This is a genomic window from Thermoproteus uzoniensis 768-20, assembly GCF_000193375.1.
Taxonomy (GTDB): Archaea; Thermoproteota; Thermoprotei; order Thermoproteales; family Thermoproteaceae; genus Thermoproteus; species Thermoproteus uzoniensis_A.
Map to the genome: position 1 here is coordinate 871075 of NC_015315.1, position 15094 is coordinate 886168.

Annotated in this window: 15 protein-coding genes and 1 pseudogene; 8 read left to right on the forward strand and 8 right to left on the reverse strand. The window is 65.3% G+C overall.

Annotation, left to right across the window (positions count from 1 at the left end; all coding sequences use genetic code 11):
- Positions 1-94: 94 nt before the first annotated feature.
- From TUZN_RS04765 to TUZN_RS04790, 6 genes are all read right to left on the reverse strand, one after another.
- Complete coding sequence (locus TUZN_RS04765) at positions 95-1201, reverse strand: proton-conducting transporter transmembrane domain-containing protein (RefSeq protein WP_013679813.1); 1107 nt, start codon at positions 1199-1201, stop codon at positions 95-97.
- A complete protein-coding gene (locus TUZN_RS04770; RefSeq protein ID WP_013679814.1) occupies positions 1198-2763 on the reverse strand; it encodes a proton-conducting transporter transmembrane domain-containing protein in 1566 nt (521 codons plus the stop codon). The genes TUZN_RS04765 and TUZN_RS04770 overlap by 4 nt, the downstream gene beginning before the upstream one ends.
- Positions 2754-3989, reverse strand: coding sequence for a complex I subunit 5 family protein (locus TUZN_RS04775; protein WP_013679815.1), 1236 nt, complete (start codon positions 3987-3989; stop codon positions 2754-2756). The genes TUZN_RS04770 and TUZN_RS04775 overlap by 10 nt, the downstream gene beginning before the upstream one ends.
- Positions 3982-4206, reverse strand: a complete 225-nt coding sequence (locus TUZN_RS04780; protein ID WP_013679816.1) for a hypothetical protein — start codon at positions 4204-4206, stop codon at positions 3982-3984. Before TUZN_RS04780 ends, TUZN_RS04775 begins: the two co-directional genes overlap by 8 nt.
- The gene (locus TUZN_RS04785; RefSeq protein ID WP_148678590.1) at positions 4203-4598 is read right to left on the reverse strand and encodes an NADH-quinone oxidoreductase; all 396 of its coding nucleotides are present in this window, start codon (positions 4596-4598) and stop codon (positions 4203-4205) included. The genes TUZN_RS04780 and TUZN_RS04785 overlap by 4 nt, the downstream gene beginning before the upstream one ends.
- A 90-nt stretch (positions 4599-4688) precedes the next feature.
- Positions 4689-5270: a hypothetical protein gene (locus TUZN_RS04790; RefSeq protein ID WP_013679818.1), complete on the reverse strand. Its 582-nt coding sequence runs from the start codon at positions 5268-5270 to the stop codon at positions 4689-4691.
- 107 nt (positions 5271-5377) lie between these two features.
- Between TUZN_RS04790 and cimA the strand changes: the two genes are divergently transcribed.
- From cimA to TUZN_RS04825, 8 genes and pseudogenes are all read left to right on the forward strand, one after another.
- Positions 5378-6985, forward strand: coding sequence for a citramalate synthase (gene cimA, locus TUZN_RS04795; RefSeq protein WP_148678685.1), 1608 nt, complete (start codon positions 5378-5380; stop codon positions 6983-6985).
- A 19-nt stretch (positions 6986-7004) separates the two neighbouring features.
- Positions 7005-8147: a hypothetical protein gene (locus tag TUZN_RS04800; RefSeq protein WP_013679820.1), complete on the forward strand. Its 1143-nt coding sequence runs from the start codon at positions 7005-7007 to the stop codon at positions 8145-8147.
- A gap of 38 nt (positions 8148-8185) precedes the next feature.
- Positions 8186-9016: a DUF8196 domain-containing protein gene (locus TUZN_RS04805; RefSeq protein WP_148678592.1), complete on the forward strand. Its 831-nt coding sequence runs from the start codon at positions 8186-8188 to the stop codon at positions 9014-9016.
- A 15-nt stretch (positions 9017-9031) separates the two neighbouring features.
- Positions 9032-9133: pseudogene (locus TUZN_RS11630) on the forward strand (glucose ABC transporter permease GlcU); the annotation flags it as partial.
- Between the two features lie 36 nt (positions 9134-9169).
- Positions 9170-9784: a molybdopterin-dependent oxidoreductase gene (locus TUZN_RS04810; protein ID WP_013679822.1), complete on the forward strand. Its 615-nt coding sequence runs from the start codon at positions 9170-9172 to the stop codon at positions 9782-9784.
- A gap of 112 nt (positions 9785-9896) precedes the next feature.
- Positions 9897-10781 (forward strand): prenyltransferase, encoded by an 885-nt coding sequence (locus TUZN_RS04815; protein WP_013679823.1) that lies wholly within the window; start codon positions 9897-9899, stop codon positions 10779-10781.
- The gene (locus TUZN_RS04820; protein WP_013679824.1) at positions 10778-11797 is read left to right on the forward strand and encodes a zinc-binding dehydrogenase; all 1020 of its coding nucleotides are present in this window, start codon (positions 10778-10780) and stop codon (positions 11795-11797) included. The genes TUZN_RS04815 and TUZN_RS04820 overlap by 4 nt, the downstream gene beginning before the upstream one ends.
- Positions 11790-12374 carry a CPBP family intramembrane glutamic endopeptidase gene (locus TUZN_RS04825; protein WP_013679825.1) on the forward strand — a complete coding sequence of 195 codons (585 nt, stop codon included), beginning with the start codon at positions 11790-11792 and terminating at the stop codon, positions 12372-12374. Before TUZN_RS04820 ends, TUZN_RS04825 begins: the two co-directional genes overlap by 8 nt.
- 52 nt (positions 12375-12426) lie before the next feature.
- Here the strand turns inward: TUZN_RS04825 and TUZN_RS04830 are convergent, their stop codons facing one another.
- Together TUZN_RS04830 and merA are read right to left on the reverse strand one after the other, a co-directional pair.
- Positions 12427-13509 carry an AAA family ATPase gene (locus TUZN_RS04830; protein ID WP_013679826.1) on the reverse strand — a complete coding sequence of 361 codons (1083 nt, stop codon included), beginning with the start codon at positions 13507-13509 and terminating at the stop codon, positions 12427-12429.
- Between the two features lie 121 nt (positions 13510-13630).
- Positions 13631-15040 carry a mercury(II) reductase gene (gene merA / locus TUZN_RS04835; RefSeq protein WP_052886100.1) on the reverse strand — a complete coding sequence of 470 codons (1410 nt, stop codon included), beginning with the start codon at positions 15038-15040 and terminating at the stop codon, positions 13631-13633.
- Between the last annotated feature and the right edge of the window lie 54 nt (positions 15041-15094).

A 15094-nucleotide genomic window follows, 5' to 3' on the forward strand; every position in this document is an offset into this window, starting at 1 on the left:
AAGTACATTGGCTCTTAATACTAAAAATCCTTTTCTATTTATTCAAGATAAACTTTACTATATTCCATGTTGAAAACATCAATTATAATGATCCTTAATGCGGCAGGAGCAGAGGCACCGCGGCGAGGAGCCACAGCGGGGCTGCGGCGCCCAGCGCCGCGCTCGCGAGCGACGCCGCGAGGGGCCTCCTCCCCGTGCCCGCGCCTGTCGACGAGGCGAGGCGGATGTAGTACGCAACGGACCACGCCACGTTGGCCAACAGATAGGCCGCGGCGGCGGGGCCGAGCCTCTGGGCCGTCAAGATCAGGAGGGCTAGCTTGGGCCAGAAGCCGAGGAGCGGCGGGACCCCTATCTGGTTTAGGGACAGGACGTACGCCGACCAACGGGGGCCGGGCGACGAGATGTGGGAGAATAGGCCCATGGCGCCTATGGAGTCGGCGAACATGAGGAAGGGCGCGAGGGGCTTGTATACGGCGAAGGCGAAGAGGGCGAGGCCTGCGTGGAAGACAGAGGCGAAGCCGAGCAGCCTCCTCGGATCTCTGCTGGCGGTCGCGCCTAGATTGCCCACGAGGATAGACGCGGCGGCCAGCGGGAGCGAGGCGTAGGCGGGGACGTCTAGAGGGAGCAACATCAAGGCGAAGGCCGCCCCGAGCTTGGCCAGGCCGGATATGAGCACGAGGCCCTCGGGCGCCGATCTGCCGAATACGTCGGGGACCCAATAAAAGGCGGGGAATACGCCGAGCTCCAGCGCGACTCCCGAGAAGGCTAGGGCGGATCCCAGCTCGCCGCTGGCGGAGAGGCCGGCCACGACGAGGCTGCCGGCCACAGTGGACACCACGAAGTATCTGAAAAGCGCCTCGACGCTGCCGAGGTCCGGCGACGCCGCTATCAAGGCGCCGGGGGCGGCAACGGCCATCGCGAAGCCCAGGGCCTTGTAGTGGAGCTCCGGAGACGCCATGAGCAGGACGCCGTATGCCGAGAGGGCCGCCGCCAGGCCCGAGTAGTCCCTGAGCCTGCCCCTCGGCACGAGCGCCGGCGCAACCAGGTAGGGCAGGAGCAGTAGGGCCAACGCGCCCTCCCCCGCCGATGCTAACGAATAGGCCGCGTAGGCGAAGGCCGCCGCGTCGACGGCGTAGGCCCAGACGCCGCGCTCCCCGGCCCTCCTCGCGGCCACATATAGCGGGAGGAGCCACTGGATCATATCAAGATAAACGCCACGAACGCGACGAGCGCCGCGGCGCCAGCCGCGTATAGGTACACCTCGACGCCGATCTCCGAGAGCTTGGCCGACGCCCTCCTCACAGCCCCGACGAGCTTTAGGTGGAGCGCGTCGTCGACAGCCTTGTCTGCTACGGCCGCCGCGCCGGCCAGAGCCCTCCAGAGAGAGCCCGCCGACAGCAGAGCCCTATCTATGCGCGAGTCAAGCGACCCCACGGCCCGGGCGGCCGCCAGGAGGCCTCCGCCGACGGCGGCGAAAAGCTCCGGCAGATACAAGCGCCTCTCCATGGGCTTAAGCGGAGGCGCCTTGTATAGGGCGAGCCCCGCGAGGGCCAGGAGCCAGAGCGGGCTCGGCGCAGTGGCCGGGGCGGCGAAGGCCAGCGCGGCCGAGGCTAGGGCTACGGCCGAGAGCGGCGACCAAGCCCTCTCGGTGCTCGTGCCCAGCAGAAGCCTCCCGACGTAGCCCGCCGTCAGGAAGGAGAACGGGAGCTCCCAATCGGGCAGAAGCGACTTGGCAACCGCGCCGGCAGGCGTGAGGCCCAGCAGAGTGGCGAGCGACAGCGCCATCGCGGCCTTGGCGACGGCGCCGTGGGATCCCGGGAGCCTCGTCCCATGTCTGTGTATGGACTCGCCGACGGCCATGAAGAGGGCGGCCTTGGCGAAGCCGTGGGCGATCAAAAGCGCCGTCGCCCCGGCCGGATCGGTCAAGGAGAACGCTGTGGCCAGGCCTAGATAAGACGCCGTGGACGCCGCCAGGAGGACCTTGGGCTCCCTCTGCCACAACGCCGTCAGCCCTCCGTAGACGGCCGTGGCGAGGCCTACGGCGAGGGCGTAGGGCCAGTAGTGGGCGAGCGGCCCGTGCAACCTGACGAGGAGTATAGGCCCCGCCGCGACCATAGTCGCGCTGTGGAGCAGAGCCGACACGGGCGTCGGCGCCGACATGGCGGTCATGAGCCAGTCGGTGAAGGGGATCTGGGCCGACTTGACGAAAGCGGCGATGAGTATCAAGGCGGCGATTGCCGGAGGCAGATCGCGCCAGAGGCCTATATTCGGGCCGTACGCGGCCGCCGCGGCGGCGAGGCCCACTGCGAGCGCTACTGTGCCCAGCTCCACGGTGGCTATGGCCCTCAGAGCTGAGGCCGACGGCCTCCAGAGCCATTGGAGGAACTTCCCGCGGGCTCCGTCGCCTACAAGCCCCAGCTCCTCGTCGTCCCTATACGTCAATATCAAGGCCCAGCTCGCGGCGTCGAGCCCTCCCCACCCGGCCAAGATCCACAGCCAGTTGCTCGATGTGAGGAAGAGCAACATGGATCCGTAGAATGCATCTAGCCAGGCCCAGTACCACCCCCTCCTCTCCACGTCGTCCACATACCATAGGGAGTATAGCGCCGTGAGGAGGAATACGAAGTTCAGCAGATCCAGGAGGGGGTCGCCGAGGCCCGACAGCGCGATCACGACGGCCGCCGCAACGACGGCCGCGGCGCCTCTCTTGGTTACTGCGTCTACGGCCGAGGCGGCGAAGGGTATCAAGGGCGCTATATCCATGGCGCCAGCATTAGGGCGTAGGGCGCGGCGGCGAGGAGGATCATGGGAATTGCCATGGCGAGCGGCGGGCTGGCCTCGCTCCTCCCCGCCCTATAGAGCTTGTCGAAGAGGTAGAAGTTGTAGACGGCGGTGGCGAACAGCGCCGCGTAGAGCGCGGGGGCGAGGCCGGGAGGGGAGTAGAGTGCGAGGTAGGCCTTGCCCAGAAGAGCTACTCCGAAGACCCCGGCGAGCGCCACGAGGCCCAGCGCCGACCCGGCGAAGGTCCACGGATCCAGCCGCAAGAAGCCCAGCCTCCTCTCGTTCTGCGTGGCTATCCCTATTCCTGACACCATGAACATGGCCGCCTTGGCCAAGGCGTGGCCCACGAAGAGCAGTACCGCGGCCTGCCAATCGCCCAACGCCGCGGCGGCCACGAGGAGGCCCATGTTGGCTATGGTCGAGTCGGCGAGCGCCCTCTTCAAGTCCGCCTCCCTAAACACCAGCAACGAGCCGTACACGGCAGTTGCGGCGCCGTAGAGGGCGAGGTAGTAGCCGGATATCGGCGTGTGGGGCAGTATCTGGAGGAGCCAGTAGGCCATAAGGCCTACGTGGATCGGCGACAGCAACGCCGAGAGGGGCGTGGGGGCCTCGGCGTGTGCGTAGGGGAGCCAGTAGTGGACGCCGGCGGTTCCCATCTTGACCAACAAGCCGAAGACGGCCAGCAGGGCTGGGGCTAGGGGCATGGCGTAGGGCGGCAGGTAGCCTCCGGAGACCACGGCGCCTATGAGAAACGCTATGGAGCCTATCTGGGACCATATGAAGTACATGACGCCTATTCTGGCCCTATCGCCGTAGCCGAAATAGTATATGAGCAGGAAGCTCGTCACGACCGCCAGCTCCATGGCGAGGAAGGCGTAGATCAAGTTGTCGAAGGCCGGGATGAGCTCCAGCGATATGACGTAGAGGGCCAAGACGCCGTAGAACCACCTCCCCAGCCCTCTATGCTCGGCGTATTCCTTCGAGTAGGCCAACACGGCGAGGCCCAGCAAGGCCGTAGTCGCTATGAACGGCTCGGCGGCGCCGCCGAAGTTGAGCAAGGCGGGGCCTATATACGGCAGGGATCCCAGCTCCTCGCGTCTGCCGAGGGCCAGCAGAGTCAGCGCCACGGAGGCCGCTGACGGGGCCAGGCCCAGCCTCAGCCCAAGGAGGGCCAGAGCCGCCGCCGCTACCAGCACGTACTCAATCATGGCTCAGCTTGAAGGCCGCCGCGACTAGCAGGAGCGTGTCGGCTACCCCGACCGCCGACGCTACTGCGACCATGTTCGGGTCGCCTGAAGACACGGCGGCGGCTATGGCGCCCAGCACGACCAGCTCGGCCCCTATGATAGTCCTCACCCTATCTCTGGCGGCCAGTATCGCGACGAGGCCCGCCGCTATTAGGGCTATGGGAAGCGCCGCGTTCACGGCCTCCCGACCCTCGCCGCTATTAGGAGCGAGAAGAGCACAAGCGCCGCCGCCGGCAACAACAGCTGGGGGTCCAGAGGCTTGGGCTGGGCCGGCCCCTCCGGCAGTAGGGCCAGCGCCGAGAGGGCCAACGGCAACGCGGCGTAGGGCTTGAGCGAGGTCTTGGCCCCGTTCTCCGACACGGCCGCCGCGGCGACTATCACGAGCACGAGGGCCGAGGCTATGTAGGCCAGGGCCACCAACACGAAGAGCGGCTCCATGCCCAGCGCGGCCGCGTAGGCGGCGGTCACGAGGCCGACGGCAAGTAGAGAAAAGGCGGCGAGGACGTTGTCCTTTGTCTTGAGTATGGCGAGGGTTCCCAGGAAAGCGAGGAGGACGAAGGCTAAGTCCATGGCCCTCTGTTCAAGATCCATTATAAATATTTCCAATGGTGTATGTAAATAGCTTCAATATCTAATGAGGAAAATTATAGTTATCTAAAATTATCGATGGACGGCGGCGCGTACTCTGAGGATCCCAGGCGCCGTCGCGAGCTCCTTTATCTCGTAGCCGAGCTCCTCCAGGAGGCACCTCACGGCGGCGGCCGTCACCTCCACGCTCTCGAGGCTGTAGCCGACCCCCACGGCGTCCAGCGAGAACTCCCCGCCCTCCGCCCTCACCTCGAACCTCCTGGCGGGAACCGCCTTTGTTATGTAGGGGGCCAGCTTCACGGCGTTTTCGAGCCCGCCGAAGAACGCCTTTATGTAACTGGCGAGCATCCTCCCCGCCTCGCACCAGGCCTTGCCCACGGCGTCTGGATTCGCCTTGTACATCTCGACGACCATTCTGTCCAGAAGTCTGCCGGGGACCGGCACGGTCTCCAGCTCTGTTATGACTCTGTAGAAGAGGGCTATATCCCTTATCTGGCCCGCGCTGTAGCCCTGCCTCACGAGCTCCAGCCCGGTGCCCAACAGCTGGTTGGCCAAGGCGTACTGCGTCATGCCCAGCTCCTCGGCCGTAGCCGCCAGCGCGTCGGCGACTTCCTTCGCCACGGCTATGTTTACTCTGTCCTTCCTCTGGCTCACGGCACTGAGCTTTTAGAGGTATAAATACATATGTGCCGGAGGTATGTGGGCATTTCTGTTCAAAATCGCCGGCTCTATATAGGCCGGCGGCCGGAAACAAAACTTATATATCGAGGCAATCTGGGGCATATGTCGGGGATCGGGTCGAAGTTCTCGACACGACGTTAAGAGACGGGGCGCAGGGCGCCGCCGTCTCCTTCACCCTCGAGGACAAGATAAGGATCGCCCTAAAGCTCGACGAGGTCGGCGTCGACTACATAGAGGGGGGCTGGCCCTACTCAAACCCCAAGGACCGCGAGTTCTTCAAGGCCATGAAGCGCTACGGGCTGTCGAGGGCCAAGCTGGCCGTGTTCGGCAGCACCAGGCGGAGGGGCGTCAGGCCTGAGAGGGACGAGAGCTTGAACTCGTTGGTGGAGGCAGACGTGCCGGCGGCCGTGATATTCGGCAAGAGCTGGACCCTCCACGTGAGGGAGGTGCTGGGCGCCACTTGGGAGGAGAACTTGTCCATGATCGCGGAGAGTGTGGAGTATTTGAAGAGCCACGGCATGGAGGTTATATACGACGCCGAGCACTTCTTCCAGGGGTACCAAGAGGATCCCGAGATGGCCCTGGCCTCTATAGAGGCGGCTTGGAGGGCCGGCGCACGCGTCGTCGTGCTCGCCGACACCAACGGCGGCACTCCGCCGCACGAGATCTACAGAATCGTCGGCGAGGTCAAGGAGAGGTTCCCCGCAATGCCTCTGGGGGCCCACATGCACAACGACATAGGGTGCGCCGTCGCCAACACCCTCATGGCGGTGGCCGCCGGGGCGAGACACGTGCAGGGGACCATAAACGGCATTGGTGAGAGGACAGGCAACGCAGACCTGACCGCCGTGTTGCCGACGCTGGAGCTCAAGATGGGGCTGAAGGTGCTCCGCGACGAGCCTCCCGGCGTCAAGTTCGGCAGGCTTAGGGAGGCCTCGCGGCTGGTCTACGAGGCCTTGGGGATCCAGCCGAACCCCTACCAGCCCTACGTCGGCGACTTCGCCTTCGCCCACAAGGGAGGGGTCCACGCAGACGCCGTCATGAAGGTGCCGAGGGCGTATGAGCACGTCGACCCGGCGCTTGTGGGCAACAGAAGGGTCATAGTGGTGTCCGAAGTCGCCGGAGGGGCCAGCCTGGCCCTCAAGGCGGCCGAGGAGCTCGGCCTGTCGCTCGACAAGAGGAGCGAGGCAGTGAGGCAGGCGCTGGAGGAGATAAAGGCGTTGGAGAGGGAGGGCTACTCCTTTGACGCGGCGCCGGCCTCCGCCCTCCTCATATTGATGAGGCGCCTCGGGATCCACAAGGAGAGGTTCAAGCTCCTCGAGTGGAGGGTCGTGACGGGCCCGACGTCGTCGGCGTACGCGGTGGTCAAGGTCAACATAGGCGGCAGAGAGGTCCTCGAGGCGGGGGAGGGCGTCGGCCCGGTCCACGCCGTGGACGTGGCCCTGCGGCGCGCCCTCACGTCGGCGTTCCCGGAGCTGCAGAAGACCTATCTGAGGGACTACAGAGTGGTTCTGCCCACGGCCGTGAAGAGCACGGAGAGCATAGTGCGGGTGACCGTGGAGTTCTCGGACGGGGATAGGGTGTGGCGGACCGTCGGCGTGTCGAGCAACGTGGTGGAGGCCTCCATAAAGGCCATAATAGACGCCTACGACTTCGCGCTCCAGCTAGACGGCTTGAATCTTCATTAAGCAGTGGCCGCCCTCCGACGTGTCGCAGAGCAATATACTGCTCGTCACTCTTTGGGCGAAGCCGGAGCAAGTGCTGGCCTCTCTGCCCGAGGACGCGCGGCGCATGGTCGCCGCGGCGACTGCCCTATACAGCAAAGACGGCGTGAACCACCTCCTGGCGTCGCTCGCCGAGAGGCTCCTCTCCGTCGACACAGTCATCGTCTACGGCCCCGACTTGACCGGCTCGGGCCAGGCCTTGATAGAGGCTCTCGAGGGGCGGTGCGGCGATTGGGCCAGAATCCCTTGCGAGAGGCTGGGCGAGCTCGGCGTTGCCGTCGTCGATTTGAGGAAGGCGTACGGCGACCCCGCTAGGCTAGCCGAGGAGGTGAGGGCCAGATATAGGCCCAGGCCGCCTCGTAGAAAGGTCGAGATGCCTCTCTCCCCTCCGCGGGGGAGGCCCGGCTACCCCAAGCCCGTCGGCTGGGGGCTGATATACGATACGTCCCCCTACTATCTCTGGATAAAGGCGCTGGACTACGCGCTGACCTACGGCAACTGGGAGGGAGGGCTGAGGGCCTCCCTCGTGGCCCAGCTAGGCCTCTGGGGGAGCAAGCCGGAGTGGAGGGGGCCGCCGCCGGCCCGGCGGGGGGCCTGTCCCCTGGACGAGATCGGCCGCGCTCTCTCCGGCGCCCTTGCCGAGCAGGCCGGCGCGTGCCGCGTGCTGTCGGCCAGGCGGGCGGGGGGCTGGGCCTCCGCCGACGTGTTAATAAGGGGTTGCGAGCTTGTGGAGGGGTTCCCGGGCGAGCTGTTCGCGGCGGCAGAGGCGTTCGTCAAGGCCTCCGAGGAGGCCGGGCTGAGGCCCGGCTTGCTGTCGTTCCTGCTCCTAGACGCCTACATCCCCGCCGAGGTTCTAGACAGAGCGGCCGGCATTGTCGAGGCGGAGTGGAGAGCCGCCTATTCGAGGGACGTATACGATCCCAGGGGGAACTTCGTGCTGGGGCCCGACGGTCTGCTCCACTACACCGACGAGGGGATCCTGTATAGGGCGTTGGGCGGGGGGCGGGAGGTGGCGGCTAGGGAGGCCGCGAAGCTGTTGCCGGGACACGCCTTCTATCTAGGCGAGGAGACGGCGGCGAGGAAGCTACTCGGCGATAGGTATAGACAGGAGGAGTGGAGGCTGTAGCGGCGCCAAGTTTTTAAGGCAACGCCCCGACATTGGAGGTGGAGGTAGCCGATCTCAAGAGACTTCTGCGGGAGCTTGCCCGCGAGGACCCTGCATTTCTACGGGATCTCTTCCTCGAGGCGCTCCGCGGGGACGGCCGATCTGCCGCCGAGCTCCTCGACCTCATGCTCAGCCACGAGGAGGTCCGGCTAAAGCTCGCCAAATCCCTATTGGGCGAGGTGGCCATACCGCTGAACGTCGCCGCCAAGGACGACGTGAGGAGGCTGGAAGAGGCCGTGGCGGCCATAAGAGACGACGTGAGGAAGCTTGAGGCGGTGATGGCCACCAGGGACGATATCAGGAGGCTTGAGGGGGCGATGGCTACTCGGGACGACATTAAGAGGCTGGAGACGGCCATGGCTACGAGGGAAGAGCTTAAATTGCTAGAGGAGAAGATGGCGACGAAGGAGGATCTTAGGAGGTTGGAGGATAGGATGGCCACTAAGGAGCAGTTCGAGGATCTCGCCGTGTCTCTGGAGGAGACGGCGCGTTCCTGGATATCCCACCTTCTGAAGAGCAAAGGCCACCTCTGCGCCGCGGAGCGCTTGGTCATACCCGGCGCCTACGAGGTCGACGTGTATTGCAAGGCCGAGGCCGTCACGGTAATCGGCGAGGCCAAGGTGAGGGCCGGCGCCTCGGTGGTCGAGAAGGCCGCCCAGAGAGCCGCCTACATAGCCTCTACGCGGCCCCATCTGGTCTCGGGCAGATTAGTGCCTGCCGTCTTCACGCTAGCCGCCAACCCAGACGCAGTCGACGCGGCGAGGCGTCTGCGCGTCTGGCTCGTTGAGTGGAACAGAGAGGTTGTTCCTCTGGAGGAGGCCATCGGTTAGGCCGACAACTAGATATACGCCGCGGCGCTTATAGCCTCCTGCCGCCTCTCTTGGGTCGCCTTGGGCCGCTACTTCATAAGAGGTCTGTTGGCGCTCGGCACCGGCGGGAAGGCCTAGAGGGCCAGACTTTTATGTAGCTATCGGCGGCCGTACGTGGAGTGTAGGGAGATAAGGCTGGAGAGGCCTTGGCCCCCCAACCAAGTCAAGGCCCGTAGGTTCGTGGTATACGACGTGTACGACCCGCCGGACGTGCCCTTCGAGGCCCACACCATAAGGGTCGTCGGCCTCGTGGAGAGGCCTCTCGAGATGCCGCTGAGGGAGCTCGCCGCCCGCTATCCCTGCGTCGACCTCGTCGCCCCGTTCCACTGCGTCACCGGGTGGTCGATAGAGAGGGTTGTGTGGAGGGGCGTCCAGACCAAGGCGTTGCTGGAGGACGCGAGGCCCTACGGCCCCTTCGCCCTGGCCTGGGGCGCCGACGGCTACAGCGCTACCCTGCCTCTGGAGGCCCTCATGGAGGAGACGTCCGTAATCGCCTGGGCCATGAACGGCGAGCCCCTCCCCAAGAAGCACGGAGCCCCCGCGAGGCTCGTCGTGCCGACCCGCTACGCGTGGAAGAGCGTGAAGTACTTCGCCGCGTTGGAGGTGCTGGAGGGCCCCGTCCCCGGCTATTGGGAGGCCTCCGGCTACTCCATAAACGCCGATCCGTGGCGCGAGGAGAGGTTCGACTTCGGTAGTCCCCAGATGAGAGGCCGCCGGACCTCTTTCTAGGCAAGTAGCGCTCCCAGCTACAATCGTCGGCCGCGCTCTGCACGGAGGGCGTGTCCACGCGCCCCGGCTGGGGTCGGTATTTCTGCTTAAATCTGCACATCAATGTTGTGCCATGTTGGCCGAGATATTCAAGTCGTTGAGGCCCTGGAGCTTCCTTATGACTCTGGCCTCTATAAGCTCGGCCGCGGCGCTTGCGCTCGCCGACGGCCGGTGGCCGGGCGACGGCGTGGTCCTATACGCCATAACCATCGCCGGCACGATCTTGTTCCACGCCGCCGTCAACGTCATCAATGACTACTACGACACAATCCGCGGCGTCGACACGCCGACGTCCCCCACGGCGCTCTACAGGCCGCATCCGCTGTTATCTGGGCTCTTCTCCCCGCGCCAGGCTCTCGCCGTGGGGCTGGGCCTGTTCTCGGCCGGCGCCGCCGCGGTCGCCGTGGCCGCCGCCCTAGGCCGGCTCCTGGTGTTGCCCATATTCGCCATAGGCGCGCTGGTCTTGTTCAGCTACACGGGGCCTCTCGCGTACCTCAAGTACAGAGGCCTCGCCGAGCCGATGGTGTTCGTCGTGTGGGGGCCCATATTCTTCCTCGGCGGCTACTACGCCGTGTCCGGCCACCTATCTATCCGGCCGTTGGAGTACTCCGTGCCTTTGGGGCTCCTAGTCGCCGCCGTAGTTCTGGCCAACAACATAAGGGACATAGACAGCGATGCGAGGGCCGGGGTAAGGACAGTCGCTGTGAGGCTTGGGAAGAGGCGCGCCGTGGCGCTCTATAGATCGCTCATAGCGGCGGCGTACGTCTGGTCCGCGTGGCTGGCTCTCGGAGATCCGGCGTTGGCCCTAACCGCGTTGGCCGCGCCGCTCGCCCTCAAGCTCTCCCGCTGGATCGAGGATCCGGCCAGGACCTTAGCCGAGGCGCGGACGGCGCAGTTCGCCCTCCTGTTCGCCGCGCTCTTCGCCGCAGGTACCGCCTTGAGGGTCTTGTTGCCGTGAGGGCCGTCGGGTTTGAGAAATTCGGCGGACCCGAGGTGCTCAAGACGATCGAGGCGCCCGACCCCCGGCCGGGCCCGGGCGAGGTGGTGGTCAGAGTCCTCGCGACGTCCGTCAACAGGCTCGACTTGTTAGTGAGGAGCGGCACGTTCGGCGCCGCCATACCGTTGCCCCACGTCCCGGGCGCCGACGTGGTCGGCGTGGTCGAGGAGGTCGGGCCCGGCGTCGTCGACGTGTCGCGGGGCGATCTCGTCGTGTCCAACACAATATACGGATGCGGGTCCTGCAGATACTGCGCGAGGGGTGACGAGGTGTTGTGCCCCAGACACAAGGTCGTCGGCGTGAGCACGTGGGGCTCCTACGGGGAGCTGGTCAAGTTGCCGGCGCGGGCCCTCGTGAGGCCTCCCAAGGGGCTGAAGATCGAGGATCTGGCCGCCATGCCTCTGGCTTACGGCACCGCGTGGAGGGCCTTGAGGACTGTGGGGCGCGTGGGGCCCGGCTCGACCGTGTTCATATGGGCTGCCGCCGGCGGGGTCGGCACATTCGCCGTGCAGTTGGCCAAGGCGCTGGGCGCCTTCGTGATAGCCCAGACCAGGAGCGAGGAGAAGGGGCGTATGTTGAAGGCCTTGGGGGCTGACGCTGTCGTCTACGGCCACGACGTGGCACAACAAGTGGCGGCGCTGGTCGAAGACGGCGTGGACGTAGTCGTCGACACGACGGGTGCCTACCTACAGACGTCCATCAACATGGCCAGGCCCGGAGGGCTGGTCGTGGCCATGGGCTATTTGGTTGGGCCCGAGGCGAGATTCGACGTGAGGACCCTCTACAGGAGGGGCAAAGCGATAGTGGGCGTGCAGACGTCGAACCGGTGGGAGCTCGCCGAGGCTCTCGAGTTTGCGGCCAGACGCGGCATAAGGCCGATCGTGCAAGAGGTCCTGCCTGTGGAAGAGGCCGCAAAGGCTCACGCGTTGCTGGAGTCGGGCAAGGTCTTCGGGAAAATAGTGTTGAGGCATGAATAGGGACGTCGTCTACGTCGCGTTGCCCGCGCTCCTCTGGCCCCTCACCTTCGACATATTGCGTAGCCAATTCCTCTACGCCATGGCCGCCTCCACTGCCGTGTTGGCCGCGTTGACTCTGCTGTGGCGGCGGGGCGACGTGGCGTGGCTTAGAGCCCGCGCCCCCGTCGCCTTGGCGGCTGGGGTTGCGGCGAGCGCCGCCCTATACTTCGTCTTCGTCGCCGGCCATCTAGCCATGGCCTCTCTGGGGCTCGGCTCCTCCGTGACGTCGGTGTACCGTATGTTGACGTCCGCGCCTCCGCTGGTGCTGGCGGTCGCGGTGGTGCCCATAGGAGTCTTCGAGGAGATCTACTGGCGCGGCGGACTACAAGGGCTCTTCAAGGCGCGGGACTACCCCGGGTGGGCTCTCTCAGCCGTATACTACACTGCTGTGCACATCTCGACGCTCAACCCGGCCCTCGTGGCCGGCGCCTTAGTGATAGGCCTTGTCGACGGCCTCTTGGCGGAGCGCCTCGGCCTAGCCGCCTCGACTGCGGCCCACGTGATATGGCTGGAGCTCGTGGCCTTCTTCCCGCCCTAGATCTCAGCCGTTGTGGCGAGAGAGCCGCTTGACGCGCAGACTTTACTGAATATCAACACCTCAAGCCCTCTAGGGCCTTCCTCAATATGGGATCCGCGACGACGTACAGGTCCCCCCTCTTCTCCAAGAAGCCGTAGTTCACCAAGTTAGACAGGAGTTTCGTGACCTCGTAGTCCGTTATAGGCCTGCCCTCCGTCGCTTGTAGATGCCGCTTCACCTCGGACCACCTGGCCCCGTTTCTGCATATGCTGGCGACGTATATATAGCGCCGGGATCCGGTGTACTCGACGAAGTGGCAGAACTCGGACGCCGCGAGCCTCGTGGCGTACTCCAAGGTCTCCTCCAAGGCAGTCCTTGGGCTCCTCAACGCTCTGAGGCCGAAGTAAGCCAGCCAGCCCACCACGCCGTCCAGCGCCTCTACGGCCTTGCGGATGAGGTCCTCGCCCACCTCGACGCCAGCTTGTCTGAAGCCCTCCTCTAGATACCTAACCGACAGCTCCGGGGGAAACGGCCCGAGGTCTATCCTCTCCACGTATCTGCCGAATAGGGGGCTGTCCGGATCCTCGAGCCTCAAGAACCTCAGCAATAGCCCAGCCTTTGAGCCTGTGAAGACCATGGCGATGTTCCGCAGATTGTCGTAGGCGTATCCGAGCGCCGGCAGGATCGCCCTCCCCCTTAGCTTTATCAACTCCTGCGCCTCGTCTATAATGAGCACGAGCCTCTCCCCCCTCTCGCCAGCCCATTGGTCGAACGCCTCCAACAACTCCGATATATTCGGGGCCCTCCGCCCCATCTCGAACCTCACGTCGACGCCGGCCACCGATACGCCCCTAATTCTGCCCAAGAGCTCGCCAAGCCTTCTGTGCAGTGGTAGAATCCTCCTCAACTCGCTCCTCAAAGCGCCGAGGAGGTCGTCGTAGGAGATATAGGCCCTCTCCTCGAAGATCCTGGCGTCGATGTACACCCTGAGGCGGCCGCGCGTCGCCGCCCGCACAACAGAGGTCTTGCCGACCCTCCTCATGCCGAGCACTAGAGTGAGCGCCCTTCTAGACACGGACTCCAACAACATCTTGACCTCGCTCTCTCTGTCGAAAAGCTCGTCGAGGCTTTCGGCCGGCCTGTCCATGAACAACATAGGTATGTAGTTACTACATACCTATAAAGTTAGCGGAGAGATTGCCGCCCGGAGAGCCCGACGAGCAACGCGCGGTGGGTATGGGCGATGGTACGCAGAGGCCGACCTGCGGCGGGCCGGCCTATCCGCCGCAACAGCTCAGCTTGGTGGGGTCCGTGTAGAACGCCAGCGCGGCTAGGCGGACCGCCTCGCCGTATGAGGGGAAGCTCGGCAACCACTCCACAAGGTCGTCGACGGTCAGGCCGAGCTGTATGGCTAGCGCGAAGACGTTGATGAGCTCCTCGGCCTCCGGGGCCACGACAAGCGCGCCAGCGATTTTGCCCCGCTTCATCGACACCTTCCAGGTCTCCGGGTACGTGTTTATCTTTATAAAGCCGCCCGTATTACCCCTCGTCCACCCGGCCGCCACGGCCTCCACGGGGGCCAGCCGGCAGCGGCACCCTATGCCGCCCCTCAACATGTCCTCCTCCCTCAGCCCCACGCTAGCGATCGCCGGGTCCGTGAAGACCACGCGGGGCGCGGCGAGCGGGTTGAACTCGGCCCGTCCCCCCATGGCGTTGACGGCGGCGACGACGCCCTGCCTAGCCGCCACGTTCTCCAGATAGCGCACGCCTCCCAGCCCGCCCGTGACGTCCCCAGCCGCGTACACGCCGGGGAGCGACGTCTCCATCCTCTCGTTGACCTCGACCCCTCCGTGGGGGCCGAGCCTCAAGAGGCCGCCGAGAGGCTCCACGTTGGGGATTCTGCCCGCCGCCACGAACACCGCCTCGGCCCTCACAGAGCCCTCCCCGTGCCTCACCTCGACCTCCCCGCCCCTCACCTCGACGGCCGAGGCCTCGGCCCTCACCAGGCGGACGCCCTCGTCGGCTAGGAGCTCCTCCATGAACTTAGACGCTATGCCCTCCTCGTACTTGAGGAGGGCGCTGCGGTATACCACCGCTACGCCCACGCCGAGCCTCGCGAGCGCTTGCGCCAGCTCTACCGCCACGGCGCCGCCCCCTATGAAGACCACTGAGGAGGGCACGTCGTCCAGCTTGAAGAACTCCTCGTTAGTGAAGGCGAGGCCCTTGGCAACAGCCTCGCGGAGGCCGGGCACGTCGGGCAGACGGGGCCTGGCGCCCGTGGCCACTATGACCTTCTCGCCAGTCAGCTCCAGGCCGCCGACCTTGACCGTCCTCGGCCCCGCCAAGACCCCGCGCCCCTCGACGACCTCCACGTCGTAGTACTGCAGGACCTCCTCGTACTTCCCCCTCCGCAGAGCGGCGACCACCTCCTTCATGTGGCCCATCAAGGCCTTGAGGTCCACCTCGACCTTCGCCGAGAGGCCCTTGAAGTAGGGCCGCTCAACAGCCCTCTTGAGCCCGGCCGCCCTGATCAAGAACTTGCTGGGGACGCAGCCCACGTTGACGCAGGTGCCGCCGAGAGGCCCCTCGTTGACAAGAGCCACCCGCGCCCCCAACTGGGCCGCCTTAACAGCCGCCGCGACCCCCGCACTGCCGCCGCCCAGAACGACTACGTCGTAGTTAGGCATATACAACCCGAAATCCGTATTAAAGTGGGCTTGCGCGAGGCCTCGGCCGAGGCG